Here is a 23,186-nt window from a genome sequence, read left to right as displayed (position 1 = left end):
AACAGATGTCACCGACAGAATATGAAAACCAGTATTATCAACGGCTCGGAAGTGTCTAGATTATCCGTGGCGATTCACAATGTGGCGCATGGAGGGACTATTGTAATGCCCAGGGTGTCTGGCTTGGTCCGCACTACCTTTTCAAAAAGAAGGAAAAAAATGATGAACTTTAAAACTTCCATTGATATCGATGAGGCAACCTGCCAGGAGATGATCCTGAAGGAGTGCACTCATGAATGGACGAGTGTTACTTATATTGTTGCCGACGTAATGACAGAGACCTTGGAGAAGTACGGGAAAATGGAAGGCGATCTCGCTATAGAGGAAAGGCTGAAATATCTCGCCTCTATCGGTCTGATTGAGATCGATGACCCCAGCCAGCGCTACGGCCGGTACAACGTCAGGCTCTCAAAAGCATACAGAACAAAGTAACCATGGACTATCTTCGCTACCAGTGATGCCCTCAATTCTTTAGCTTGCTGTTTGTATGCATGGCACTTCGGCTCTCGGTACCCTTCATTTCGGTGCAGTTCAGTATCAGGGTGGCCGGCCCCCTTACTCTTCATCTGAAGCTTTGCTGCACAGCCGCCTGTGCACTACTGGAGAATTTTATTCTATTATTTCAGTAAGTTAGCTATCTGATACTGCACTGATGAATAGTAAAAAATTTTCAGCTTTCCGCGGGGCCGCCGCCTCGTGGACAGGGTACCCCTTCGGGAGGACCCGCTCATTATTCCCTGCCCTGACACTGCCACAGTGATTTGCCATCATCAGGCTGGTAGTCGATTCAGAAAATGAAAGCCGGGCCTGAAAGGGTATTACCCAAATAGTGCAAAACCCTCAGGCAGTTGCAATGACTACCCGGTAAGGGCGGACATCCGGTCACAGCCTAAGTCTTTGAGTTATCCAAGACCGTCACATTGTCTGCCTTACGAGAGCTGGCAGTCAGATGATTAATGAATAACTTCCTGATTTTACTTCGGGTGGTCACTGTGACCTCCCGCGTCCTGATTCTTAATCCGGTCCCCCCGTTTGAGGACCGCTGGCTATTCGGCCTAGCACAGAGTACGTAAGCTGTTGTTTATCACATCCATCCTCACTTTGAGGATACAGGTCATGCTCTTCGTGAATTCATCTTTATGACGGTTGTAGATGCTCGATACTTCTCCGGCGCGCTCAGCCAGCATCTGGCTGGTTACCTGTTCTGAAGTCGATAGCTTTGTCTGAATAAGGTTTTACCCAAAAAGTGCAAAACCCCAGCAGCGGCATTGCCTCTCATTTTGCTTAGCGCTCAACTGGCACTTAAGCCGTTGATTTTTCCATTCATCGTCACTTTGGCAACCATATGAAGAGCGTATAGTGCAAAAAGGACAATATTCCGAACACTCTGTTGTCAGAGGTAGCGGCAAAATAAGTGTTAAACATCAAGAACGTGAGCCGCGACGACATGCTGGCCGCTCACCGCGTGCTGCCGCAGCTGATGGGGATCATCCCAAATAACACTGGCGGGTTTGGTGACGCGGTGAAGGCATCTCAGGTTTTTGTGCGCAATGAATTAACCCCATTGCACGAGAGGATGAAAGAAATGAATTTTTGGTTTGGTGATGAAATTATAAAATTTAAAGAATATATTTTGATTGATAAATAGAGAAAAGGCCGATTTCGGCCTTTTCTCTATTAGATACTAAACTCGGAGGGGGTTTCGGCTTCGTCTGATGAGCTATAACTATAATACTCAAGTATCCACCTCTTATAATCTCTTTCCAATCTTTTAGTAAATTCGTTTTCAGAGATCCAATCTATCCCTTTTACATTTACATTTTTTATGCTTGAAAGAGTGCTGTTGAGTCGCTCCCTTAGCTCTGGGCCATCTTCTTTTTGAAATTTTCGATATTCCATAGAACTCATTTCAGCTGGAAGACAAAAGTAAACCCAAACGTCATAAGGTTCATCTTCAGCCTGCTCTTGAAAAGGCTCAATTCTTAAGTAGAGCCCTGAGCATTTTTCAAAAGGATCACATTTCCATATTTTTTTTAGTTGCTTGTCTTTTGAAGACAACCGCTTGTTCCAGTTATCAGGGAAAGTGGGAGTTCTAAATCTTTCTGCGACCCAATTAAGCATCCTATCTAAACCAAACTTCGGCCAAACTATATTTCTTATTGGTGTATAAGTAAAAAGTTGCTCCCTGCTAAATGTCACAAGACTGGTTGCAAGGACTTCGAAAAGCCTTTCCTCACCATCAATAACCATTGGAAAATGGTATTTCCTAGGGTTTTTAGCAAACAAAAAATCTTTGCTTTGGGTTTCATACTGCCAACATAACATCCCATAAACCCAAGGCTCCGTTACAAAACAACGGTTTACTAGTGCGCAGTCGTTAAGGATGGGGAAAAGATATACATTTTCCCCATCTTTGACTTTATCTTGGGCTATAGATGGCAACTGCTCAAAAAAACAGGTGTGCTCTTCAATTTTGATGAAGGCTCCTCGCTCCCAACCATTTGCAAGCCACCCATCTCTTTCCTGTTCTGTAACCATTCTTAATAGCCCTTTCTTTATACTGAATGTTTCAATCGCTTATACAAACCGTCGATTTCAATATAACGATCATCATATAATTGCATTAATGACTCTAACGACATGTTAGTATCAGTAAAAGCATTTAAGAATGCCGCATCACTATGCTTTCCAAAAGTTAATTTAGAAATAAACATAGCGTGTTCTTGCTCGATCCCTTTATAGAATTGCTGAAGCGACATGAGTCTTTCAACAACCTTATTTTGAATCTTTGTTTCAGGATTCTTTTCCCAATTGTATAAAGTTTTTCTTTCGATTTGCAATACTGCTGCCCATTGGGCTGTTTTAAAACCAAATTGTTCTTTAAGAAACTTACTTAAAGATGGTGTTACAGCGTTTTCATTTGAGAAATTCCCAAGAGATTTTAATACTACCTCATGTGAGTTTGATGCTGACTCTCCGAATTTAATGCTAACATTTTGCTGGTTAGTTGTTACACCACCAGTTGAAAATAAAAGTGTTGCTAGTAAGGCAATTTTTGCAAATTTAGCACCAAGCCACGATGTACTTGTAACATTATTTTTTGGCATTACGTAACCGCCACATTTTCCCTCAACTGCGCCCACTCCGCTAGTCTGATTGCCTACATAGCCTTGTGACGCAGTGTAGCCTGCTTGGGGAGAAGTGTAGTATGTCATTTTCGCCTCCTTTTACCCAAGCTCAGCTTGGTTTGCATATACAATTTGAGCAAATGCATCGTTAGCAAGTTTTCTTAAGGCACTGTACTTTTGCATAATATCTTCTACAGAAAAGTCATTTAATACGTCTGGCTCACTATAAAAGCTATCAATATCAAGATGCGCCCAAACGCCCTCATGAGTTTCGCCTACTTTGAGACCTAAGTCATTAGGCAGGTCAGCGAATTCACCAGGAATTTTAGGGCCTCCGATAGAAACGCCAGAATTTATCAATATATTATTTGTATTGCTAACATAATGCGCAGCAAGATTTGAACCTGCTTTGAGAGCACCTTCCAACTCTAAGCTAGGTTGAATAAATTCTCTTTTTCTAAATACTTTTGTAAAATCATCTTGACCGTCATATGGGTACTTATTCACAAACCTGAACCCAACAAAAGCAGAATGATAAAGCCCAAATTCTTTCTCTACAATGCTTAATATTGAGGTTAACCTGCTTTTAAAGTTTTCAAACCCAGCATAAGATTTGGTATGTAATATTAAAAAACTATGTGAAATCCTAATACCCCATTCGCGATTTGAAGAGCATATATTGATTATATTTTCAGTTGACTGCTGTACTTGTTTGTCCCCTGGATTTGCAACATCAAATTGAATAGTCGTAAATGTATTATTACTATTTACGATAGGATAATCTTTACGTAAAGCTTCTTGAACCGCATCTGCACGTTCTTTGAACCTGCTTTCAGTGATGCGACCAAACTGAACTTTAGCCAGCACGTAGATCAAATTTTCGTTCATGGCGACTCCTAAGCGGCAACGTTAATTTTTCTAATTATTATGGTAGGCGATTTTTACACACTTTTCGCTGAGCCGCATCAAAAATTACACACTTTTTGATTCCTTTGATGATTTCCTTTAGATGTCAATGCTATGTATACAATCCAGTCTGCGCGCAATGCTATCCCCGCCACGCCTGCCCGCTTTATGTAGTGGTTTTCATGCCGGTGCATGACTTAAGCAAAAGCCCGCCGTTAACAGGCTTAACAAGTGTTCACAATGCTTGGACCATACTTGTTCAGGTTACAAGGCTTGCTTCTGGCACAATGCAGGCGATGAGTATGGATTTTTACTAAATGACTAGGGCCTTCAGGTAGGTATGATCAAGCACCTGACCGATCACCTGTCACTCAGTACTCCCCACTTTTTCAATCTCCCACTTGCTCCCCACCTGTTTTTTGCAAAACCCTGCTCAGGCCAGTGCTGATGCGGGTTTCAGGGGTGCTCCCCACTTTCTGGGTGTATACAGGGAAAAAGTGGGGAATGTGGGGTCCCGCTCCCCACCTTGCCCACCACCTCCCCACTTTTTTACCCACTTTTATGATGAGAATGGAGCGTAAGGTGATCACCGTTCTGGATAACCAGACCATCATCAGTCAGCTTTTGCAGCCAGCGGGTAAAGTGCTTGGTATTAATCCCCATTGCTTTAAGGTCGTCGCGTACAATCATTTTGTACATGCTCCCGGCTAGCGATACGACTACGAATAGCCTGCCAGAGTGCCATATGATTACCTGTAATATTCGGCACGCCAGCCAGTTCTGGTTCGCGCTCATCAGCCTCCCGAGCTACATCCCGCACGGCTAGAGAATGGATTTCCTCACCCTCTTCGTCGGTAAACAGCTTTACCGGCTGCAGGTCGTACGCCCGGCGTTTCGGCTCCTCGGCGTCCTTCATTTTGGTACAGGTGAGGATAAAGGTGATTTACTCATCCTCTTGATTTTCGGACACATAAAGAGCAATAATTTCTGTTTTGAAACGCACGAAAAAAAAGAATAGTACTTTAACTGTCCACCTCTCCACTTTTGGCGTTTTTTGTTTTTATTTCAGATGGTTAATGGGTGGATAGTTGTTATTCAAGTGTCCACTACTCTCCACCCATTTCTCAGACTCTCCACCTGTTCTCCTTGGCGTTTTTCAGGCAGGAAAGTGGAGACTGTCCACCCTAACTATCCACCCATTAACCCTTTGTTTTCTAATAAATATATAAATAACGGTGGAGAGTCAAAAATTAACTATCCACCCATTAAGTTATTGTTATAAAAATAAAAAACATTGGAAGTGGAGAGTAGTGGACACTTATCTTATTATTTTATTTTTCGTCTTCACCTGCAAAAGGTAGCCACGTTTCAGCTTCCTGACTGAGCGTGAGGTTAGAGCGCATATGGCCTTTGGTACTTTTCCTGCGAAGATACGCTTTACCATACTCAGCCATGGCGCCAGGCATGTCCGTGCCGAAGCGCGTCAGAGATACCGGCTTGCTCAGCCCGTTCGCCCGCATGTAAGCCATATAGGCGTGATAGAGATAATGTCGCGGACTGAACGGGATCACTTCTGCATTACCGATAAACATGCCGTCACACTGCTGTGAAGCCGTCAGGTAACCGCAGAAATCCACCAGCGAATCGCACTCGCGCTTGATGGCCAGAGCCTCCTCAGAAGACTGCTGTTCAGACAGCAGCTGACGTGCCTCCTGCTGGTCTGCAAAGCGGCTGAGAAGGTGGCGGATGATAACCGGCAGCTCAGCCTCAATTTTTACCGTCATCAGCGGATCACGTTCATGCTCCGGAATGACCCGTGAAAAGTTAAAAATAACCCGGCGCCGCGATATGCCCCCGCTGCGATCGCTGAACGACATGGCGTTATTGTTGACAGTCAGAATGACGGCCGGGATGCGCGTGGAGTACGGCGCCTTATGCTTGGGATCAATTGCCACCTTGTCCCCGCCGGTAATGGCCTTGATGCCGGCACCGTCACCAGCATAGCGGGTCATGTCCGGCATGATGATGAGCGAGTACCCCACAATGAGCGCGCGCTCACGCGGGTTCTCCAGCGCGGCCATGCTGGCTGAGACGGTGTTGCCCTTGCCCGCCAGCATGGTGCAGATTTCAGCCATCACGCTCTTCCCGCTTCCCCCTGCCCCCGTGACCTCGAGGAAAAGCTGCCAGTCGTAGCGGTTGGCCATCACCATATAGAGGGCGGCCAGTATCCGGTCAGCCTTACGCGGATGATGCCCGGCGCACCCGTTCAGCCACTGCTGAAAAACAGGCGCGTGCTCTGCCAGCGTTTCGTTCTTCACAGCCGCCGTGAAGGTGACGTCACTGGCGATAAGCAACCAGTCGTCGGGATCGTGCGGGCGAAAAATCCCCTGCCGGGTGTCAAAGACCCCGTTACGGAAACCGACAAGGTGGCGGGACGGCATCCCCATCACCGGCAGGCTCAGCTTCATGGCGTCGACGGCATTCTTCATGGCCGGCATGGAATACGCCGTTTCGCTGTCGATAAAGACAGCCGCCATCTGGCGCGCCAGCTCCCGGTCGCTCACGGGCTGCCAGACGATGCCGTTATAGTGATGCACCACGTCAGAGTCAGCATCCAGCGCCAGCTGCCCGTTATAGTGCTCAAGAAGCACCTCGCCGCGCTGGCTGGGCCCCATCTGGGAAAGAGAGAGCCCCGCCTGACGGGATGCTTTTACCTCCTTCTCTCCGGCATTAAAAAGGCGGTTGATACGTGCCGTATCACACAGCAGCGCCTTAACCGCTTCCTCGCCCGTAAAACCGGCGATCAGGTCTACCCGCTTCTGGCGCTGCTTTTTCGCGTCTGTCTGACAAAGGCCTGCCTCACACAGGGCTTCATAGCTCATGCCACTGCCAGGCACGAAGTCTTTCATTTTCTGCGCCAGCCGGCCGTAGCAGGAATGTTTATCCCGGTGCCGTGAAGCGGCCTCGCGGGCCGCTTTTTTATCAATAGGATGGCCATTCACCCACAGGTAAATGCAGCTGAACAGCGCGTCAGACAGGATTTCCGTCTCCATTTCCGTCACGCTCATTTCGGTAACCCTCCGCTCATCTGGAACTTGCCAATCAGCGGGTGATACCAGTAAGCCGAGCCGTACTTCCGTTTGGCTGCACGCAGTACCAGCCGTGCCGCTTCACGAAACTTCTCGTCCGGCACCAGATAGCCTCCAGTTTTATGCCGCACCAGCATCACCCCCGCGTTGTGCGCCAGTTCCTCGGCTTTTTTGGTGGAAATACCAAACTCAGCGGCCAGCGTGCTGACCGGCGCCATACCGGGCGGAATGGTACCGCCCTGTGAATCCACCAGCGCATTCAGGCGGGCTTCCAGGTCTCCGACGCGCGCAGTAAGCGCCTCAACCCGGCCGGCCAGTTCGTTAAACTTCACGTTACTGATCATGTTGCTTTCCTCCGTCAGCCCTGAGCGCACGGTAGACCTCAAAGTTGATATCGCAGGCCAGACTGATGAGATGCAACAGCTGGGGCGTACACTCCTCACAGGCTTTATCCATAATCACCTCATATAGGGAGGTGGCCAGTTCGGCATAGAATTCAGCCTGATCTAAATCCATGGGTTCACGCATTTTGGGCCTCCTGAACGGGAAGCTGGCCCGCAAAGGAAAGGATGAAGCAAGGGGTCAACAGGTGGCGCGCTTCCTGCTCTGAGCCGGCATCGATACAGAGACGGAACGGGGGAACAGACCGGTCCTGACGGGAAACGGCCAGGAAGCGATACTGATATTTAGGGCGAGTTTGGGTATGCTTGTTCATAGCCATGACTGTTACCTCGACTAACGGTTAGGTGAGAGGCCCGTTGGTGTTGGTAGCACCTGCGGGCTTCGCTGTTTTAAATCTTGTTTGCGCAAGCGATGGTATGTACCATCTAAAATAACATTATATGAGTGGTACATACCAATGCAAGATAAAACATCTAAGCGCAATTTTGATCGTTCGAATAGCACCGTTAAAAACATTCGGTTCGAAGATGACCTTTTAGAGCAAATCGATACTGCCGCAGGTCCTGGTAAATTCAGCTCTTGGGTTAAAGAGGCATGCCGAGAAAAACTAAAGCGCCAGGGTGTCAAATCCAAAGGCTGACCACGACTGGAAACACCAGCGAGTGCAGAAACTCCGGTTGCCATATCAAACTCATCCCGCCAGAAGCATGTGAAGGTTTGCTGAGTCAGCATGGGTAACCTCACACGGTCTGCGTACGACGCGTGGACGCCAGATAAGCGTCCAGGTCTGACTGAAAATAGATAACTTTGCGGCCAATTTTGTAATGCGGGATCTGCACCTTACCGGTACTTGCCCAGTTGGCGAGGGTCTGCGGTGTAATCCCCAGATAGAGAGCCGCCTCTGAGCGGGTCAGACGGCAGGTTATTTTCGGGCTGACAGGGTGTTGCATGATTATCACCATCGCTAGCAGTTAAAAACTGATGGTGAATATCTATCGCTGGATAGGCCGGGGGTAGTCTCAGAGCGCGCTATGATCGGATCATAACGCGCTATAAGGGGATCATAACGCGCTATGAGGGTATGATCAGACGAAAAGGAGGACACGGCCGGACGACAGAAACGGGCCCCAGCTTCTCCTCCTTAATCCAGCGCGCCAGCGTCTCTTCACTGACCTTTCCCTTCAGGTGGCCATATACCTTTTTGATCATGGCGTTTTTAGGGGTATGCGGATAATGACGCCAGGTTTCTGACATTATCGCGATCACCTCATCTGCATGCTTGTTACGCCGCCCTGAAGCATTCCTGCTGTTATGGCCGCTATACACTTCCCGGCGGAAATCATCAGACTCACGCAGCTTATTCATTGCGATATCTACAAATGACGCGGTATCGGTCTGTCCCAGAATGTCGAAAGACTTTATAACGGGGAGTAGTGAGACAGCTATGTGATAACGCTGCTCAAACAGGTGCAGAAGGTAGGATTTAAGCAATGTCAGCCGGGCACGGTCAAAGTTGTTTTTCGCGAAATGCGCGCACCAGAGTGGATCTGAGATTTCAGCAATATATGCCTTGCGAGCGGCATCACTACAGGACAACGCTAGATAATACATGTTGATGTACCCTGTTACCGGCTCCTCCATGGCCAGCTCTACCAGCTTTTTTGTCATTTCCGCTTTGATATCATCAATCATTTTCTGACCTCATTCACCTTTTCTGAGAGTGAGAAAAGCAGTCTTCGTTTCTCATCATCACTGAGGTGTTCCATCGCTTCTTTCAGCCGGGCATCAAGACCTTCGGGCTTCTCTATTCTCCCGCTGTAGCTCAGGATGGCGTGCTCAATTTTTGCTGCAGGCGCCTGCAGTTCATCCGCGCCAAAGTGCAGATACCCCTGCGTCACATCGGCACTGCGCAACGTCCGGTGGTTCATCAGCCGCTTCAGGATATAGCTTCCCACCCCGGCCAGCTCCGCCACTGTGCCGTAAGTTCGCCTCGCGTCATGCCACTTGAACGGGATAGGCTGCAGATTGTCCGGATTGGGGTCAGGAACAGTTGACCGGCTAATGCGCCCGGTGACATGGCGGTATTCTTTGATGGTGGTCTTTATCCCCGGGAAGACCAGAGGATGCTTCTCGCGGCGTGCCGCTTCGCGTCGGCGGAACAATGCCAGCAAGGTGCCGGTGACAGGCAGCTCAAGCGGATCGCCGTTTTTTGTCGTATCAATCCAGAAGTAGCGGCCTCCCAGGTTAACGCAGGACCAGGCGAGACCGAATATTTCGGACTTCCGAAGCCCTGTGAATGTGGCCATTTCCACGGCATCACATACGGTCGCGGCAAAGTCATCACGCTCCAGCTCCGCCTGCTGCCTTACCATCTCTATCGCAGATAACCAGCGGCCGAGATCATGGGTACGGATGCGGTCGCTTTTCCTGACCGTGCCATGCCATTTACGCTTGGTGCTGAGGACAAGTGTGGGTGGATCGGGAAGCAGAGTTCGCCCTACCTCATCCCGGTAGTGATCGTGTGCGAAACGGTAAACCGCCCTGAGTGCGCGAGCCCATAAATCTGCCTGAGCATGACTCCCCTGCCCTGCACCCCGTCGCAGGGAACGCTTATCCGCACCATACCAGACCGTGCCATGCGTGATGGCTTTATGACGGGCTTCAACGCGATCGCGGGTGATGTAAGCCAGAGGCTGTGAGAGCCAGTCCCCCGAATAGTTGCCCAGAATGCTCCGGTATTGTTTTGCGGTAGCCGGCTTCAGGCGATGCTCGCGGCTGAGAATATAGGTGTCCAGGGCGTCCTGCAGGGTGACGGCTGCCCGTTCGTGCGCACGCTTCTGAATATTGGGGTTCTGACCGCTGAGGGCCATGTTGCCCATGACTTCCAGTGCTTTCGCCCGGGCATTCTCCACCGACAGCGCAGGAAAACGCCCCAGCGTTGCCCGGAAAAACTTTCCGTTTTTCTTGCGGGACACACAGAAACTTTTAATGCCGCTGACTCCGACACGGATCCGTAGCCCGTTCACTACCGTGTCACCATACTCCACCTGTCCCCTGGCAGCAGGAGGCAGCTCTTCCAGCCTGGTTTTCGTGAATTTGAACGTTTCCATCCAGCCTCCTCGACCACACGATCAGGGTATCCTGCGAATCGCATGGTCCAGCCAGGATACCTATAGGATTCCCCGAGAGCGTATTTGGAATGATTTCTGGTTATTTATACAGCGGTCATTATATTGGGAAGGTATTGAAAAGCATAGAGAGGGAATTTAACGTAAGTTTTTGATTTTGCAGTCATAATCGCTTGGTCGCTGGTTCAAACCCAGCAGGGGCCACCAATTTTTTGATTAAAATCATTCACTTAATCCACCTTTCAGAGGTGGTTTTTTGTTTCTGATAGTCAGCTGCCCCCTTTTTGCCCCCCCGGGCTTAGCTACATACCAGCTGAATAGATGAAACGTGAAATGCCGAACCCTCTCATCTGAAGGGCGTATACCTTTGTTGAGGAGTGTCAAAGTTCTCTTTACCTGGTTAAACCTGCCTTTCCTACCAGATGCTCCAATATATTTTTATGCAAAAGTACTTTTCCGCTTACAATAATCCCTTTCCTTTAAACTTGTTAAAATATCGAAAAATTTTGGGGTAATTATGAGTGAAGCTTTATACATGAGGATGATTGGTGGATTTCTTGTACTCATGAACATATTCACAAAAATTGCATATTCTGACCCCACATTTTATATGGAATTCCTTGAAAAAATAATTTCCAAATTATCTTTTTATTTAGTGCTTACGACAGGTTCACTTTGGATTGGGTTATATTTAAGACACAATTATGCGGAGACTAAATTGAATCTTTCTCCTGAACAATCAAAGCTCTACTCTACAGCTTATAATAATTTTACAAATCCATTATCAATGCTTTATTTTGCCTTCTGCATTGCTTACGCTTATAGCTTCTTTCTAATTTTTGTCGCTGAAAAGAAAAAACATTCCACTCCTCGATAATAAGTTTCGTTCTATCAAAAATCACATCGAGATAAATATCACTTATACGATTCCAGCCGCTTTAGCTTGTGCTCCCAGTCAGCGTAAGCGGCCTGCCATGCCTCATTTTCATTCGCAAAAGACTTGTCTGCCACAGGAAGCTACTCCAGTTTATTGTTTTTTATATGCTTGAATCGCACATCCCAATACTTTCCACGTGGCCATAGAACGTATCTGCTGCCACGTCGGCGTCGCCGCCGGTGCAGACCAGACCGCTGATTGCCGTGCTGAGGGTGGTGATAGTTTGGGTGCTCTCGTTGACTTCCTCAATGTGCACGCCGTGGTGATAATCTTGAGTCATGTGGCGGTTCTCCTGTAAAGGGGTTCCGCTATGGTGAAAGGTGGCGGGCGCGAGAGCATCCTGCGGGCATTGTGCAGATAATCACACAAGACCCTAGCTTAAGAGCAAATCATATCCAATGGATAAACTTATTCAGTTGATATAAATCTTTGCTAATTATCAAGCTGCGGGACTAATTGTGATTGTCGAAGCTTTGTTATTGACAAACCATCCATTATGATTAAACGTATCAATACAACCGATGAAACAAATATTAATATAATCAGTATCCATCCGGAACTTTCAAATTAACTTATTGGGAACAATATGGGTAAAGAATTAAGGAATAATATCATTACAGCCATAGTAACTGCTTCGCTAACTGCTGTAGGTTTTTTTGGCAAGGAGCTTTATGACGAAAAAAATAGAAAAGAACAATTTGTAATGGAGCTTCACAAAGAACTTTATAATAAAGGCGCATCTGAGCTTGATAACTTCAATAAGGCATATTCAGAATTACATTCCCTTTTTAGCAAAGGTTATGGTTTGACTACCTATGAATTAGACCCGAAGTATGAAGATTTCAAAAAGGCTATTGAATCCTATCAAAGATACTTAGATGAGCTTGAGCGTTACGGCAACTCTAGTCAGGTTCAAGTCGCGAAAAATCTAAATGAATGGATATGGGCTATCTATGCACAATTTAAAATGCAATATGACTTAGCTGAGCAAGTTCAAAATAGATCGCGTGAATTATTGCATGCAGACGATCCTGACAGTGATTGGTTTAAGACAATAAATAAATCACTTGATGCGGATCTTGAGAGGATGATTCAAGATGAAAATCGTACTTATTATGTAACAAGTTTAAATCAGATGCCAGTAATTAGAGGTCTTGAACAATACTTCAACTACCAGTTTCGTTTATCTTTGGGCCTTGATGCTACAACAGACATGGAAAAAACAATTAAGGAGTTGCCAGAGCTAGTTAAAAGGAAATCAGATACTGAATATAAAGATAAAGCTTTACCTTTTGTTTTTGCCGAAGGAAGAGTTTTTGAAGCTCCAACACTTGAATTTAAAGGGGAGACCAGCATCCTAAAATATAAAGATGATGCGCTAAAATATCAAATAAAAATGAAGTTTCTCTCTTTGGTTATCAAAAATGATAAGCAGATACAAAGTTTTCTCGAGGAAAGGAAAAAATCAAAGTCAGCTGGTAAAAAACCTTAGTAGAAAAAGGATATTACCAGCGCAAGCCATGTTGAACGGTATGTTAAGTTATAAAAAGGTCGGCAGACCTTTTTACTCCTCGAGCGTTTCCGGCCACTTAATATTTTGGACTTCTTCCATATTGACCCGCATCAACATAACGCGATATTTCTTCCATGAAATAAGGCGGTTTGCTTCTTCATTTGTAGCCCTCCCCAAATCACAAGCATCCTGCAAGTAACAACATATGAATATCGTAAAACTCGGCCACCTATCCTTCCATCTCGTTGGCTATATATTCTTCACCTATACCTGAATTATAAGCTTATAATCAAATCATGATGAGGTAAAAAGCATATGACACATCTTTTAATCTCATCAAAAGAGAGATTTTTACTTTTGAATTAATCGTTATTGTAACTGCTCTCCCCTAGAGTACCCACCTTATTTAAGCGAAGCTGTAATTAGAATCATTCCTAATATGAATACTCCTACTAAAAAAATAAGCCATCAATATATGTTAAATTTACATTGAACCTTTTATTTGAGCGTGTATTAACATCCAAAAAAAACAATTTGCCAATTGCATTTAAACTTGACTTTAAATAATTTCCTTTTTAGAAATAGGAGTTCTGTTTATCTATCGACTAGGGCGAAAAAGGAGTTCAAATGGCTATTCCGGCTTACTTATGGATAAAGGATGATGGCGGTTCTATTATCCGAGGTTCAGTTGATGTTCATGACCGTGAAGACAGTATTGAAGTCACCGCATTTTCTCATAATTTGAGTCTTCCTGTTGATGCAATGACAGGTAAAATTACCGGAACACGTAAACATTCGCCGGTCTTAATACAAAAAGAATTTGATAGTTCCTCTCCGTATCTTTATAAAGCGGTAGCCACTGGACAAAGGCTAAAATCTGCTGAGTTCAAGTGGTACCACATCGACTATGCGGGACAAGAAGCAGAGTATTTCAATATATTGCTTGAAGGTGTCAGGATCGTGGGGGTATCACCTGTTATGCATGATACTAAGGATACAAGTAAAGAAAAGCATAACCACCTTGAATGTATTGAGCTTCGCTATGAAAAAATTACCTGGAAGCATTGCGATGGGAATTTACTTTTTGCGGATAGCTGGAATGAGCGAGCGCAAGCGTGAGATATCCAACATTAGCAGCCTCGCCACATCCTCCCTATGATGTCTCCTCTTTTGCTCCACCGGGAGTTAATATTTTACAAAATATGATGTTGGCAAGACTGCATCGTGGCCCTTCGGCATTAACTTATATCTGGTTTTATCAGCAGGTAAAAAACCATGGCCCTTGGGACTATAAGAACCAATGCGGCAAGCAATATGCTAACTTTGGTAACTTTCATTATGGGGCGGTTGGACATGCTGCCGGCATTACCACAGAAGTTCTGCTCAGGGCTGCGGGATGGGCGCAAAGCCGAGCGGGCACAAGTTCGCCAGCCTTTGGCGACTGGTATAGATCAGCCCCTTATGGCGACGATCCAGACGATCAGGCCTGGATAAGAATGGGTATCGAATATGCGAAACGTGCAGGTTTTTAAGAAACGCTATCTGCTTTTATTACTTTTGCCTGTTTTTATCTGGATAGCTTTTAAAATCATTCAGTTCTCCCCGCTAGAACAAACCTTACTGCAAAAGATCCCCGTTACCCGGCAGGTAAGCCTCTACATTACAGAAGCCAGCGCAGGCGCTACAACAGACTTCTCTTACCGCTTCTATTTATACGATGCCAGTAAAGACGAGCGCGCCGTTATGGCAGCTCTACAGCATGACAACGAACCCTTTATGATTACTAGCGATCGTAACGCCTTCCAGAGAGCTGAAAATGGCGCGATTTATCTTTCGACAAAAGGAACCCTGTACCGCTTTACCAATGCGCCCGCCTGCCGCGTTGGTGATATTATTTATACCGTCCCCGTCTATCTCACCGCATCGCCGCACTGAATATAAAACTTCAATCTTTCTTCAGGCGCTTCCCTTCATTCAGCGTGCCTGCACAGGCTTTCTCCTGCATCAGGCAGGGCCTGGCTCAATAATTTCTCAATACCCATAGCTTGTGTCGCTTCAACAGTTCACTTCTAAATCGATTCGGATTAATCTTAGCGCTTACTTTTTTGATAAGGATTTCTTCATGAAGTTACTTTTTGGGGCTGCCGTTTTACTCGTTTCCGCCACTGCAAACGCAGGCTTTATTCATCCGCTGGACTTTGATGGCTCAGAAAGCCAGAAGCAGGAAGTGATCAGCTACATTCAAGCGCGAGTAAAAGCGGATTACTGTGACGGTCAGCTTGATATGTGCCAGCCGACCACCTTGCGTATAATGGAAAAGCAAAACCTGACAGCATTTAAGAAATTAACAAAAGTGAGCGACAGGAAAATACTGGATCGCGTCATTAAAGATTACTGTCAGGGCGCGCTGGATATGTGCACCTATACCACGCTCGAAATAATGTATAAACAGAACGTTAAAGCCACTAAGCAAGAACTAAGCTGGTAGCTAAAGCAAACCACCTTTTACAGGTGGTTTTTTTATGCGCAAAGCCAGCGGGTACAGTTATTGCCAACGCGGCAAGCCACACCCTCCCCGCCAGTACACTTATTGACAGAACTCCAAGAGGCGGCGCTGCCGCCATAAAAAAACCCGCTTACGCGGGCTTTGCTCATCAGGCGCTCAGGCGCGGGCTTCGGCCTGCTTCTTGCCAGTCGCGACCTTCTCGATTTTACCGGGCGTCACGATCATCCCGGTCACGCTCTCGTGTGTTTTAAAAGTGCAGCTGCAGTTAATGTTCTGGCACTGGTTATAGCGCTCTTTGGTCTCGTTAGAGATGTAACGGCTGCTGCGGGTATGGGCAGCGCTCTGACACAGCGGGCAATGCATCATTTGTGAGTTCCTCGATGGTTAACGAGGCAATTATCGCCTCAAATACTCACAAAAAGCAAATTAATTAACTATTAGTTAGTTAATTTCTTCGTACTCAACATCTGAGATGTCTATTTCCAGCTCCAGCGTGGTGGTAAAGCCGTCTTTAACGCTCAGGTTATGCGTCACCTTGCTAATGATCCAGGCGCTGGCATCAATCACGGTTTTAAAGCCGCTGACCTGCACCGGCGTTTCAGGATAAAGATCCGCGCGTCCTGTCGCCAGCTGAAAGGTAAAGTGAACCACGCCGCGCTGTATCTCGCTCCACTTAGCCTCCGCCGCCTGCTTCGCCGCCTCTTTGCTGTCAAAGACCTCCGGCAGCACCAGCAGGCTCTCTTTTTGACCTGCGGTATATTCGCCTTCGTTATCATCCGCTTGCTTTGGCGGGCTTTTCGCATCTGGATGGGCGACAGCGCTGGCGTTCGAGACCTTTGCCTTACGCTGCATCTGGAAGATATGCGTTTTCGCCTCCTGAGTAGAGAGCCATTTCGCCTGAACGCCTTTGTAGCTGGTGCGGTCGGCAACCATAAAGTTGTGCTTGTCGCCCTGCTGGCGCGTCAGTAATACCGTTGGGATCGCTTTGCCGCTGGCTAATTCCCCGCTGCCGGGCCGCAAAAAAAGCAGGCGTCCCGCTTTGATAATCGCTGCCGCGCCATAGCGTTTCGCCAGCCGGGTAACAAAGCTGGGATCGGTTTCGTGGGTCTGATCGATATGATCGATTTTGATCCCGGCGAACCCTTCCGCCATCTGCAAAATCAGGCCGCAGCGCTGCGCTATTTGCGTCAGGATGCTGCCCAGCGTGGCGTCATGGTAGGAGACGTCACGCGCCTTGTTCAGCTCGCCGCGAAAATCGACGCTGCGCGCGGTGATAGTCAGCACGTCGGGCGCGCCGCTATGGCTCACCTGATCGACCGTATAGTCGCCCTTGTTATGCAGCTGGCCAACCCAGCCTAGGAACAGCGACACCACTGTGCCGCGCTGCGGCAGCTGAAGCAGGCCGTCGCTGTCGTCCAGCGTAATACTCAGCGTATCCGCTTCAAAGCCGCGGTTGTCGGTTAGCGACAGCGAGACCATACGCTCGCGCAGGTTAGGGGTTACGTCTTTGCTGCCGATCCACAACATAAAATCGGGTGCCAGCTGGCCGCCTGCCTTAATCGCCATCGTGCTGAGTTCACTCACAGAGATAAGCCCCCCACCGTTGCAACAGCGCTGCTGATGCCAGAAGAGAGCTTGCCCGCCGCCGCTTCCGCCTTCGTCCAGAGCTCGCTGCCCTGCTTTTGCAGGTCGCCGAACATCGAGACCAGCGAATCATCGACGCGCAGCAGCCCCAGAGTAAAAGTGATAACCCGCGCGCTGCCGTCGGCGTAGAAGTCGCTGTGCGTCGTCTTAAAACTTTCGATGACATACATGCCATAGATAGTGCCGTCGCCGCCGATCAGCGGCCAGGCGCGCCCTTCGTCAGCCAGCAGCTGAAACGCCAGCGCCTTAACCGGGCCGCCGGTAATCTCCGGGCGCAGTTCGCCGCTCAGGGAAATCTTTTCGTTGCTTTTGCCGGTGAACTGCACTGCGGCACGTTTGCCGACGCGGTTGTTGCTGGGCCAGTTCCAGCCGCTGTCATGTAACATCTGATTGTAGGGCAGCGTCTGCCGCATAAAGGGCAGCATGCCGTAGATCATCATCATGAGTACAATCCTCCTGTCATGGCGCTGCGCTGCCGGTTTTGTTGTTCAATACGATGCTGATCCATCTGCTGCTGCACTATTCGTCCAATCTCATTGCCATCCATGCTGGACTGCGTATTGACCGTGATATTGCTGGTGTAGCTGTTCTGCTGCACCGCGCCGCCGCCAGCAGCAGGCGTCACCACCGGTCGATAAGGCACGCCGCTGACGGGCAGGCTCTTTTGCAGCCCGTCGGCTGCGATCGCAGTGCCGTCCGGCGCGGCTGTCTCGTCTGGCGGCAGCTCCGCTTTCAGCTCTTTGCCTTTGTTGCTGGCGATACCGAGCTTATTCAGCACCCAGTCGATGCCGCTCATCAGCTGATCCAGCGCATGACCGGGGACCTTCAGCGCCTCGGCGAGCATATTGCCGAAGCTTTTTCCCATATTGCCTGCCGCGGTCAGCTGTTCCTGGGTCGATTTAACCGGCTCCAGCAGCTGCGTAAACGCGCTCCACACTGATTTGACCTTATCCGTGACCCAGTTAAAGACCGGCTGCAGCGGCGTGAAGGCAGCACTAATCGGTCCCATCGCATCAGAAAACCCCTGCGCGACGCCGCTGATAAAGGTGCTGATCGGCTCCCAGTAGCGCCGGATCAGCAGCGCGCCGCCAACGATAGCCGCGACGACGCCCACCACTGGCAAGCTAATGGCGCCGATGGCGGTCACGATGGCACCACCCACCCCGGTGAAAAGCCCGCCGAGTATTTCAACGCCCGCCATAATGGCGCCGACGCCACTCACTACCGGCCAGACAGCCATGCCGATGGCGCCCAGCGCGCCGACAAAGGTGAGCGCCACGGCCGCCGCCGTGGCGATGCCGCTGGCCAGCGTCGGGTTATCCTGCAGCCACTGGTCGACCGTCTGCAGGAACTGCGTCGCATCCTGAGTCAGCGTCCGCAGCGTGCCGTCGAGCGGCGCGTAGAGATCGACGCCGATAGCCGCTTTTGAGGCGTCCAGCTTTTGCACATCTCCGCCGAGATTATCCTGCTGCGCCTGCGCCATGCGCGCCGTACCGCCATCTGACTGTTGCACCGAGGTGGTGAGCGTCTCCAGCTCACCGCTGGACGCGCCCTGCGCCAGCAGCGACGCTGACGAGGCCGCCTTCTCGCCGAAAATATTTTTCAGCACGTCAGCCTGCTGTGCCGCGCCCATGCCCTTCCTGGCGAAGGCGGCCTGAATATCTTTCAGCAGCGGTAATATCTGCCGCGTGTCGCCGTTTTCATCACGGGTCTGGACGCCGAGTGCAGCGATACTATGCTGGGCGCCGGGCATCTGCAGCCGCGTCATGACCGCGCCAGCTTCTTCGCCCGCCGCCGCGCCGGTAATGTGGTTCTTCGCCAGCAGTCCCAGTATGGCGGAGGTCTGCTCAACGCCGACGCCTGCGCTTTTCGCCACTGGCGCGACGCTGCTCAGCGCGCTGCTCAGCTCTTCGAACTTCATGCCGGTCTGGTCGAGGGTGGCATTCAGCACATCGCCAAGATGGGCGATATCGCCACTGTCGAGGCCAAAAGCGGTTTTCGTTTCCATCAGCAGACCGGCGTTATCCTCCGCTGAGTGGCTGTTTACCTGTGCCATATTCAGCGCGACCGGCGTCGCGGCGGTAATGTCGTCAACCGACCCGCCCGCCCGGGCGATATTGAGCTGGGTCTGCGCAACGTCCTGCGCCGAGATGCCCGTCTGCACGCTGACGCGGCGTGCCTGTTTATCCAGCGCCGCCGCCTGCGGCGACCCCTTCTGCAGGCCGGTTTTAGCCTGCAGCGCGGCTTCGGTGCGCGCCAGCTCGTAGCCGGGACGCAGCAGCGCGGCGCCGGCGGTAAAGCCTGTTTTCGCCATGCCGAGGCCAGCTGCGCCAGCGCTGCGGATCTTGCCCGCCAGCGCCTGGCCTGCGCGATAGCGCTCCGTTACCTGATTATGGCGTGCCTGCTGCTGGCTCAGCTGCTGCAACCGCTGCTGCTGGCCATTCAGATTCAGGCTGGTCTGCGCCGTCGCCGCTTTCAGCCGCAGCTGTTCGCTACTCAGGCTGCGCGTAGCGATGCCCGCGCTGTTGAGGCTCTCACGCTGCTGCTGCACGGAAAGACGCAGGCTCTGCGCCTGGCTTTGCAGCGCGACGCTCCGCTGACGCGCCTTCTCCAGCGCGCGGCTCTGTTCGTCGGCGGGCTGGCTGCTGCTGCGCATCGCCAGCGCCAGCGAAGCCGTTTCAGCCTTCGCCTCTTTCAGCTTCTGCTGCGTGTCGCTCAGCTGGCGGCTGGTGGCGCGAAAGCTATCGATTTTCGCTGACTGCGCCTGTAACGCCGCCAGGCTCTGGCGCGTGTCGGTAATGGTGTCGGTGACTTTTTGCGTTTCGTTCTGGAGGCTCTGTAGCGGGCGCAGCGCCTGATTAACCGCTTTCAGCAGTGCCTGCAGTTTGAGGTCTTCACTCATCCGTATTTGCTCCGCTGCGGATCAGGGCTTTATGCCGCCAGTCGAGAAGCTCGGCCAGCGGCAGGTCGTTCAGTTCAGAAAGGGGCCAGTGAAAAATGGCGGCGATGTCAGCCATCAGGTCATTGACCGTCAGTCCGTCTGGCCATTCGACGGCGCCGACTTCGACTGCAAAAAACCGATCACCTTGCCGCCTAATGCAATCAAATCTACCGGGTCGAGGCTGTGGCATTCCGCCCTGGTCAGCGCAGGCAGCGTGATACGCGGCAGCACCGTCAGCAGCGCATCGACGTCGGAAGAGGCCAGATCGGCAAGACGCACGCCGCGCAGCGAACCCGCGTTCGGCTTAATCAGCTCAACCTGTGCGATCTCCGCATCGCCGCGCTTCAGCGGGGTTTCAAATTCAACGATATTCTCTTTCTGTTCCATGCTTCTCTCCGCGTTCTGACAGGATAAAAGGCCAGCGCCGGGCGCTGGCGTCAGGGTTAAGCCAGGCCGAGGTTTTTACGGCGCTGCGCAAGGCGATCGGTGCCGTTTACCTTCTCGACCATGTTGACGGTATCGATCTCAATCAGCTCTTTACCGTTCCAGGTGAGTTTGAAATAGGTGTTTTTGGTGGTGATTTTGGTTTCGGTGTCTTCGCCCTGTTTGGCATCGCCAAAGTCGAACGCCTGGTGACGGCCGCGCACCTCAATCTCTACCGCGATCTCTTCGCCAGTGTCGTCACGCTGGTAGGAGCCGGTAAAGCGCAGCGGTACGGCGGAACCGCCCCACTGCGACAGCGCCAGATCGTCCATACCGGCGATAGTCCACTCCATATCGAGCGCGTCGTCGTCCAGACCGTTGTCGATAAAGGCAGCGCCGTTCATGCCGCCGCCACGGTAGGCGTCCAGCTTGCGGGAGAGTTTCGGCAGGGTGACGGAAGAGACAACGCCCTGATAGCTGTTTGAATCATTGAAAAGGTTCAGCCCTTTCAGTTTGCGGGGTAGTGCCATTTATCCGGCTCCTCAGCTGTTAACGGATGCGGCGAAGTTCGCCAGATAGGTGTCGGTGATGCGCTGGCGCAGCGTCAGGTCTTCCAGCGGCGGCACCGGCGTGTAGTCGTAGTCGATAGCAAGCTTGCCCGCTTTCAGACTGGCGACGTCGTTAGCGCTTTCGTCATACCAGCAGGAGGCGCCCAGCAGGTAACCGGCGTTGACCAGCTCGCGGAATTTGGCGTTGATGCCCGCCACGATTTCACGTACCAGCACCGGCGTCAGCGGTTTGTCGTTGGCCCACATATGCGCTTCGGCCATGGTGTCGGCCAGTACCTGCGCGGTACGGGTGTAGTTTTCAAATGCAAAGAGCGGATCGTCGCTACAGGTGCGGTTGCCCCAGAAGCGGAAGCCATCTTTACGGATCAGGGTGGTCACGCAGGCTTCGTTCAGCAGGTCGGCGTCGGTGCCGCTCTGCTGCAAATCCCAGAATACTGAAGAGGAGATGCCGGTGACGCCGTTGACGCCAACGTTCGACAGGGTTTTATGCCAGCCGGTGTCGTTGTCGATTTTGGCGCGCAGGCCGAGCGCGCGCGCCGTCGCCCAGGCGGTATCGGCAACGCTGGTCGCGCTATTCCAGGCAATAAAGTCGGGCCAGATCACCATCAGCTCGCGCTGGCTAAAGTTTTTGCGGTAGCTCATCGCATCGCTGATGGTTTTGCAGTTCCAGGCTGACACATAGGCGAAGGCGCGCAGCTGCTGAGCGATGCTCGCCAGCGCGGTCGCCACTTCCTGCGAGTCGAGCCCCGGCACGCCGAGAATGCGCGGCTTCATGCCGAGCTGCGTCTGCGCGGTCAGCAGCGCCTTCATGCCGGTGTACTGGCCTTTTTCATCAGTGGTGCCGATGATATTGGAGATAGTCTCCGCGTCGGTTGCGCCTTTCGCGACGCGTACCACGACGGTGACCGGTTTCGCCTGATCGGCGATCGCCTGCAGCGATGCGGCCAGCGTGCCTTTACTGCCAGCCTTAGCGATAGCGGCCTGCACGTTAGTCAGCAGCACCGGGGTGTTGAGCGGGAAAGCCGTTGCGTCTGCGTCGTCTGCGGTGCAGACCAGGCCGACTACGGCGGTGGATACGGTAGAAATGGTGCGCGTGCCGTCATTAATTTCGACAACGCGTACACCGTGATGATAATCAGACATCTGATGCACTCCGTGTTGAGGGTGCGCTCAGATTGTCAGGTCAGGTAAGGGAAATCATGCGGTTGCGGTTTGCTGAGGGATGAGTGGACATTGGCTTTTCACAGATGGTTATGCGCGCTTTTTTCCGCCTCGGTCATCAGGTCAGGCTTGCGGCTTTTTGACGCTTTCGCAGGGAAGTATTTATAGAGGGTCGATAGCGCGACGTTATAGATGATGGCCAGCTGCTGACGGGTATGTCCCTTTGCCAGCAGCCGGCTAATCTGCTCAACTTCATCCGGCGTTAAAACCCTGGGTCTTCCGCCCATTCGCCCTTTCGCTCTGGCTGCAGCCAGTCCGGCCAGAGTACGTTCGACAATTAACTCACGCTCCATTTCAGCGAGCGCGGACATAACGTGAAAGAAGAAGCGTCCCATTGCGCTGCTGGTATCAATGCTGTCTGTTAGCGAACGGAAATGCGCGCCGCGCTCGTGCAGTTCTGAAATCAGCGCTATCAGGTTTTTTACGCTGCGCCCAAGCCTGTCGAGTTTCCATACAACCAGCGTGTCGCCTTTTCTGATGCGTTTGAGGGCCTGTTTAAGTCCAGGACGGCTGGCCACTTTTCCGCTGATACGATCTTCAAAAATATGGTCACAGTTTGCGCTTAGCAGCGCGTTTCGCTGTAAGTCGCAGTTCTGGTCAATTGTTGATACGCGAATATAACCAATTACGGCCATAAATTTTTCTCTTTAGCTTCCCGAAGACGGATTTTGGCGGATTTTGCCATGCGAGACGGCTTTATCAAAAACCTTGGTTTAGGAGAAGGCTCTGCGCTGCCGGTCGGCGTACCGGTTCCCTGGCCGTCAGCGACGCCTCCAAAC

General features: G+C 50.6%; 28 protein-coding genes and 3 pseudogenes. 10 read left to right on the top strand and 21 right to left on the bottom strand.

Going from position 1 to position 23,186, the window contains the following annotated elements; translation table 11 throughout:
• Both EKL29_RS23030 and EKL29_RS22115 read left to right on the top strand, forming a co-directional pair.
• The coding region (locus EKL29_RS23030; protein WP_311779067.1) for a DUF3658 domain-containing protein at nucleotides 1-432 on the top strand (432 nt) is incomplete at its 5' end.
• A 931-nt stretch (nucleotides 433-1,363) separates the two neighbouring features.
• A pseudogene (locus tag EKL29_RS22115) lies at nucleotides 1,364-1,648 on the top strand (capsid portal protein); the annotation flags it as partial.
• Nucleotides 1,649-1,677: 29 nt separating this feature from the next.
• On the opposite strand, the gene EKL29_RS22110 reads toward EKL29_RS22115, so the two are convergent.
• The 7 genes from EKL29_RS22110 to EKL29_RS22080 form a co-directional block, all read right to left on the bottom strand.
• Nucleotides 1,678-2,538, bottom strand: a complete 861-nt coding sequence (locus EKL29_RS22110; RefSeq protein ID WP_126690760.1) for a hypothetical protein — start codon at nucleotides 2,536-2,538, stop codon at nucleotides 1,678-1,680.
• Nucleotides 2,539-2,555: 17 nt separating this feature from the next.
• On the bottom strand, nucleotides 2,556-3,215 hold the full coding sequence (locus EKL29_RS22105; protein WP_126690759.1) for a hypothetical protein: 660 nt from the start codon (nucleotides 3,213-3,215) through the stop codon (nucleotides 2,556-2,558).
• A gap of 12 nt (nucleotides 3,216-3,227) precedes the next feature.
• On the bottom strand, nucleotides 3,228-4,016 hold the full coding sequence (locus tag EKL29_RS22100; protein ID WP_126690758.1) for a TIGR04255 family protein: 789 nt from the start codon (nucleotides 4,014-4,016) through the stop codon (nucleotides 3,228-3,230).
• Nucleotides 4,017-5,365: 1,349 nt separating this feature from the next.
• Complete coding sequence (locus EKL29_RS22095) at nucleotides 5,366-7,102, bottom strand: primase-like DNA-binding domain-containing protein (protein ID WP_126690757.1); 1,737 nt, start codon at nucleotides 7,100-7,102, stop codon at nucleotides 5,366-5,368.
• On the bottom strand, nucleotides 7,099-7,467 hold the full coding sequence (locus tag EKL29_RS22090) for a hypothetical protein (RefSeq protein WP_126690756.1): 369 nt from the start codon (nucleotides 7,465-7,467) through the stop codon (nucleotides 7,099-7,101). The genes EKL29_RS22095 and EKL29_RS22090 overlap by 4 nt, the downstream gene beginning before the upstream one ends.
• Complete coding sequence (locus EKL29_RS22085; protein WP_126690755.1) at nucleotides 7,457-7,651, bottom strand: hypothetical protein; 195 nt, start codon at nucleotides 7,649-7,651, stop codon at nucleotides 7,457-7,459. Before EKL29_RS22085 ends, EKL29_RS22090 begins: the two co-directional genes overlap by 11 nt.
• A complete protein-coding gene (locus tag EKL29_RS22080; protein ID WP_311779068.1) occupies nucleotides 7,644-7,838 on the bottom strand; it encodes a host cell division inhibitor Icd-like protein in 195 nt (64 codons plus the stop codon). Before EKL29_RS22080 ends, EKL29_RS22085 begins: the two co-directional genes overlap by 8 nt.
• A gap of 144 nt (nucleotides 7,839-7,982) precedes the next feature.
• On the opposite strand from EKL29_RS22080, the gene EKL29_RS22075 reads away from it, so the two are divergent.
• The gene (locus EKL29_RS22075; RefSeq protein ID WP_126690753.1) at nucleotides 7,983-8,165 is read left to right on the top strand and encodes a YlcI/YnfO family protein; all 183 of its coding nucleotides are present in this window, start codon (nucleotides 7,983-7,985) and stop codon (nucleotides 8,163-8,165) included.
• Between the two features lie 100 nt (nucleotides 8,166-8,265).
• Here the strand turns inward: EKL29_RS22075 and EKL29_RS22070 are convergent, their stop codons facing one another.
• The 3 genes from EKL29_RS22070 to EKL29_RS22060 form a co-directional block, all read right to left on the bottom strand.
• The gene (locus tag EKL29_RS22070) at nucleotides 8,266-8,475 is read right to left on the bottom strand and encodes a helix-turn-helix domain-containing protein (protein WP_227741500.1); all 210 of its coding nucleotides are present in this window, start codon (nucleotides 8,473-8,475) and stop codon (nucleotides 8,266-8,268) included.
• A 121-nt stretch (nucleotides 8,476-8,596) separates the two neighbouring features.
• Nucleotides 8,597-9,217 carry a hypothetical protein gene (locus EKL29_RS22065; protein WP_126690752.1) on the bottom strand — a complete coding sequence of 207 codons (621 nt, stop codon included), beginning with the start codon at nucleotides 9,215-9,217 and terminating at the stop codon, nucleotides 8,597-8,599.
• Nucleotides 9,214-10,635, bottom strand: a complete 1,422-nt coding sequence (locus EKL29_RS22060) for an integrase family protein (RefSeq protein ID WP_126690751.1) — start codon at nucleotides 10,633-10,635, stop codon at nucleotides 9,214-9,216. The genes EKL29_RS22065 and EKL29_RS22060 overlap by 4 nt, the downstream gene beginning before the upstream one ends.
• A 535-nt stretch (nucleotides 10,636-11,170) precedes the next feature.
• On the opposite strand from EKL29_RS22060, the gene EKL29_RS22055 reads away from it, so the two are divergent.
• Nucleotides 11,171-11,530, top strand: coding sequence for a hypothetical protein (locus tag EKL29_RS22055; protein ID WP_126690750.1), 360 nt, complete (start codon nucleotides 11,171-11,173; stop codon nucleotides 11,528-11,530).
• A gap of 217 nt (nucleotides 11,531-11,747) precedes the next feature.
• Here EKL29_RS22055 and EKL29_RS22050 read toward each other — a convergent pair.
• Nucleotides 11,748-11,870, bottom strand: a pseudogene (locus EKL29_RS22050) (phage tail protein); the annotation flags it as partial.
• Between the two features lie 306 nt (nucleotides 11,871-12,176).
• Here EKL29_RS22050 and EKL29_RS22045 point away from each other — a divergent pair.
• On the top strand, nucleotides 12,177-13,082 hold the full coding sequence (locus EKL29_RS22045) for a hypothetical protein (RefSeq protein WP_126690749.1): 906 nt from the start codon (nucleotides 12,177-12,179) through the stop codon (nucleotides 13,080-13,082).
• Nucleotides 13,083-13,154: 72 nt separating this feature from the next.
• Here the strand turns inward: EKL29_RS22045 and EKL29_RS22040 are convergent, their stop codons facing one another.
• Entirely contained in the window at nucleotides 13,155-13,298 is a 144-nt protein-coding gene (locus EKL29_RS22040; protein WP_218834525.1) for a tail fiber assembly protein, read from the bottom strand.
• Between the two features lie 432 nt (nucleotides 13,299-13,730).
• Between EKL29_RS22040 and EKL29_RS22035 the strand changes: the two genes are divergently transcribed.
• The 4 genes from EKL29_RS22035 (at nucleotide 13,731) to EKL29_RS22020 (ending at nucleotide 15,591) form a co-directional block, all read left to right on the top strand.
• Nucleotides 13,731-14,222 carry an Hcp family type VI secretion system effector gene (locus EKL29_RS22035; RefSeq protein WP_126690748.1) on the top strand — a complete coding sequence of 164 codons (492 nt, stop codon included), beginning with the start codon at nucleotides 13,731-13,733 and terminating at the stop codon, nucleotides 14,220-14,222.
• Nucleotides 14,219-14,635 (top strand): polymorphic toxin type 44 domain-containing protein, encoded by a 417-nt coding sequence (locus EKL29_RS22030; protein WP_311779066.1) that lies wholly within the window; start codon nucleotides 14,219-14,221, stop codon nucleotides 14,633-14,635. The genes EKL29_RS22035 and EKL29_RS22030 overlap by 4 nt, the downstream gene beginning before the upstream one ends.
• Nucleotides 14,613-15,038, top strand: a complete 426-nt coding sequence (locus EKL29_RS22025) for a hypothetical protein (RefSeq protein ID WP_126690747.1) — start codon at nucleotides 14,613-14,615, stop codon at nucleotides 15,036-15,038. Before EKL29_RS22030 ends, EKL29_RS22025 begins: the two co-directional genes overlap by 23 nt.
• 187 nt (nucleotides 15,039-15,225) lie before the next feature.
• Nucleotides 15,226-15,591: a hypothetical protein gene (locus EKL29_RS22020; protein ID WP_120454837.1), complete on the top strand. Its 366-nt coding sequence runs from the start codon at nucleotides 15,226-15,228 to the stop codon at nucleotides 15,589-15,591.
• A gap of 174 nt (nucleotides 15,592-15,765) precedes the next feature.
• Here the strand turns inward: EKL29_RS22020 and EKL29_RS22015 are convergent, their stop codons facing one another.
• From EKL29_RS22015 to EKL29_RS21975, 9 genes are all read right to left on the bottom strand, one after another.
• Nucleotides 15,766-15,975 carry an ogr/Delta-like zinc finger family protein gene (locus EKL29_RS22015; protein WP_120454839.1) on the bottom strand — a complete coding sequence of 70 codons (210 nt, stop codon included), beginning with the start codon at nucleotides 15,973-15,975 and terminating at the stop codon, nucleotides 15,766-15,768.
• Between the two features lie 75 nt (nucleotides 15,976-16,050).
• Entirely contained in the window at nucleotides 16,051-17,175 is a 1,125-nt protein-coding gene (locus EKL29_RS22010; RefSeq protein WP_126690761.1) for a contractile injection system protein, VgrG/Pvc8 family, read from the bottom strand.
• Between the two features lie 14 nt (nucleotides 17,176-17,189).
• Entirely contained in the window at nucleotides 17,190-17,696 is a 507-nt protein-coding gene (locus tag EKL29_RS22005) for a phage tail protein (RefSeq protein WP_126690746.1), read from the bottom strand.
• Nucleotides 17,693-20,155, bottom strand: coding sequence for a phage tail tape measure protein (locus tag EKL29_RS22000; protein WP_126690745.1), 2,463 nt, complete (start codon nucleotides 20,153-20,155; stop codon nucleotides 17,693-17,695). Before EKL29_RS22000 ends, EKL29_RS22005 begins: the two co-directional genes overlap by 4 nt.
• Complete coding sequence (locus tag EKL29_RS21995) at nucleotides 20,148-20,270, bottom strand: GpE family phage tail protein (protein ID WP_120454847.1); 123 nt, start codon at nucleotides 20,268-20,270, stop codon at nucleotides 20,148-20,150. Before EKL29_RS21995 ends, EKL29_RS22000 begins: the two co-directional genes overlap by 8 nt.
• 14 nt (nucleotides 20,271-20,284) lie before the next feature.
• The gene (locus tag EKL29_RS21990) at nucleotides 20,285-20,581 is read right to left on the bottom strand and encodes a phage tail assembly protein (RefSeq protein WP_126690744.1); all 297 of its coding nucleotides are present in this window, start codon (nucleotides 20,579-20,581) and stop codon (nucleotides 20,285-20,287) included.
• 56 nt (nucleotides 20,582-20,637) lie between these two features.
• Entirely contained in the window at nucleotides 20,638-21,147 is a 510-nt protein-coding gene (locus EKL29_RS21985) for a phage major tail tube protein (RefSeq protein ID WP_120454851.1), read from the bottom strand.
• A gap of 12 nt (nucleotides 21,148-21,159) precedes the next feature.
• Nucleotides 21,160-22,329, bottom strand: a complete 1,170-nt coding sequence (locus tag EKL29_RS21980; protein WP_126690743.1) for a phage tail sheath protein — start codon at nucleotides 22,327-22,329, stop codon at nucleotides 21,160-21,162.
• A gap of 98 nt (nucleotides 22,330-22,427) precedes the next feature.
• Nucleotides 22,428-23,042 carry a recombinase family protein gene (locus EKL29_RS21975; protein WP_120454855.1) on the bottom strand — a complete coding sequence of 205 codons (615 nt, stop codon included), beginning with the start codon at nucleotides 23,040-23,042 and terminating at the stop codon, nucleotides 22,428-22,430.
• Between the two features lie 60 nt (nucleotides 23,043-23,102).
• Between EKL29_RS21975 and EKL29_RS21970 the strand changes: the two are divergent.
• A pseudogene (locus EKL29_RS21970) lies at nucleotides 23,103-23,186 on the top strand (phage tail protein); the annotation flags it as partial.

The sequence above is a fragment of the Pantoea sp. YU22 genome (assembly GCF_003970755.1).
Lineage (GTDB): Bacteria > Pseudomonadota > Gammaproteobacteria > Enterobacterales > Enterobacteriaceae > Pantoea > Pantoea piersonii.
This window is presented reverse-complemented; position numbering and strand designations above follow the sequence as displayed.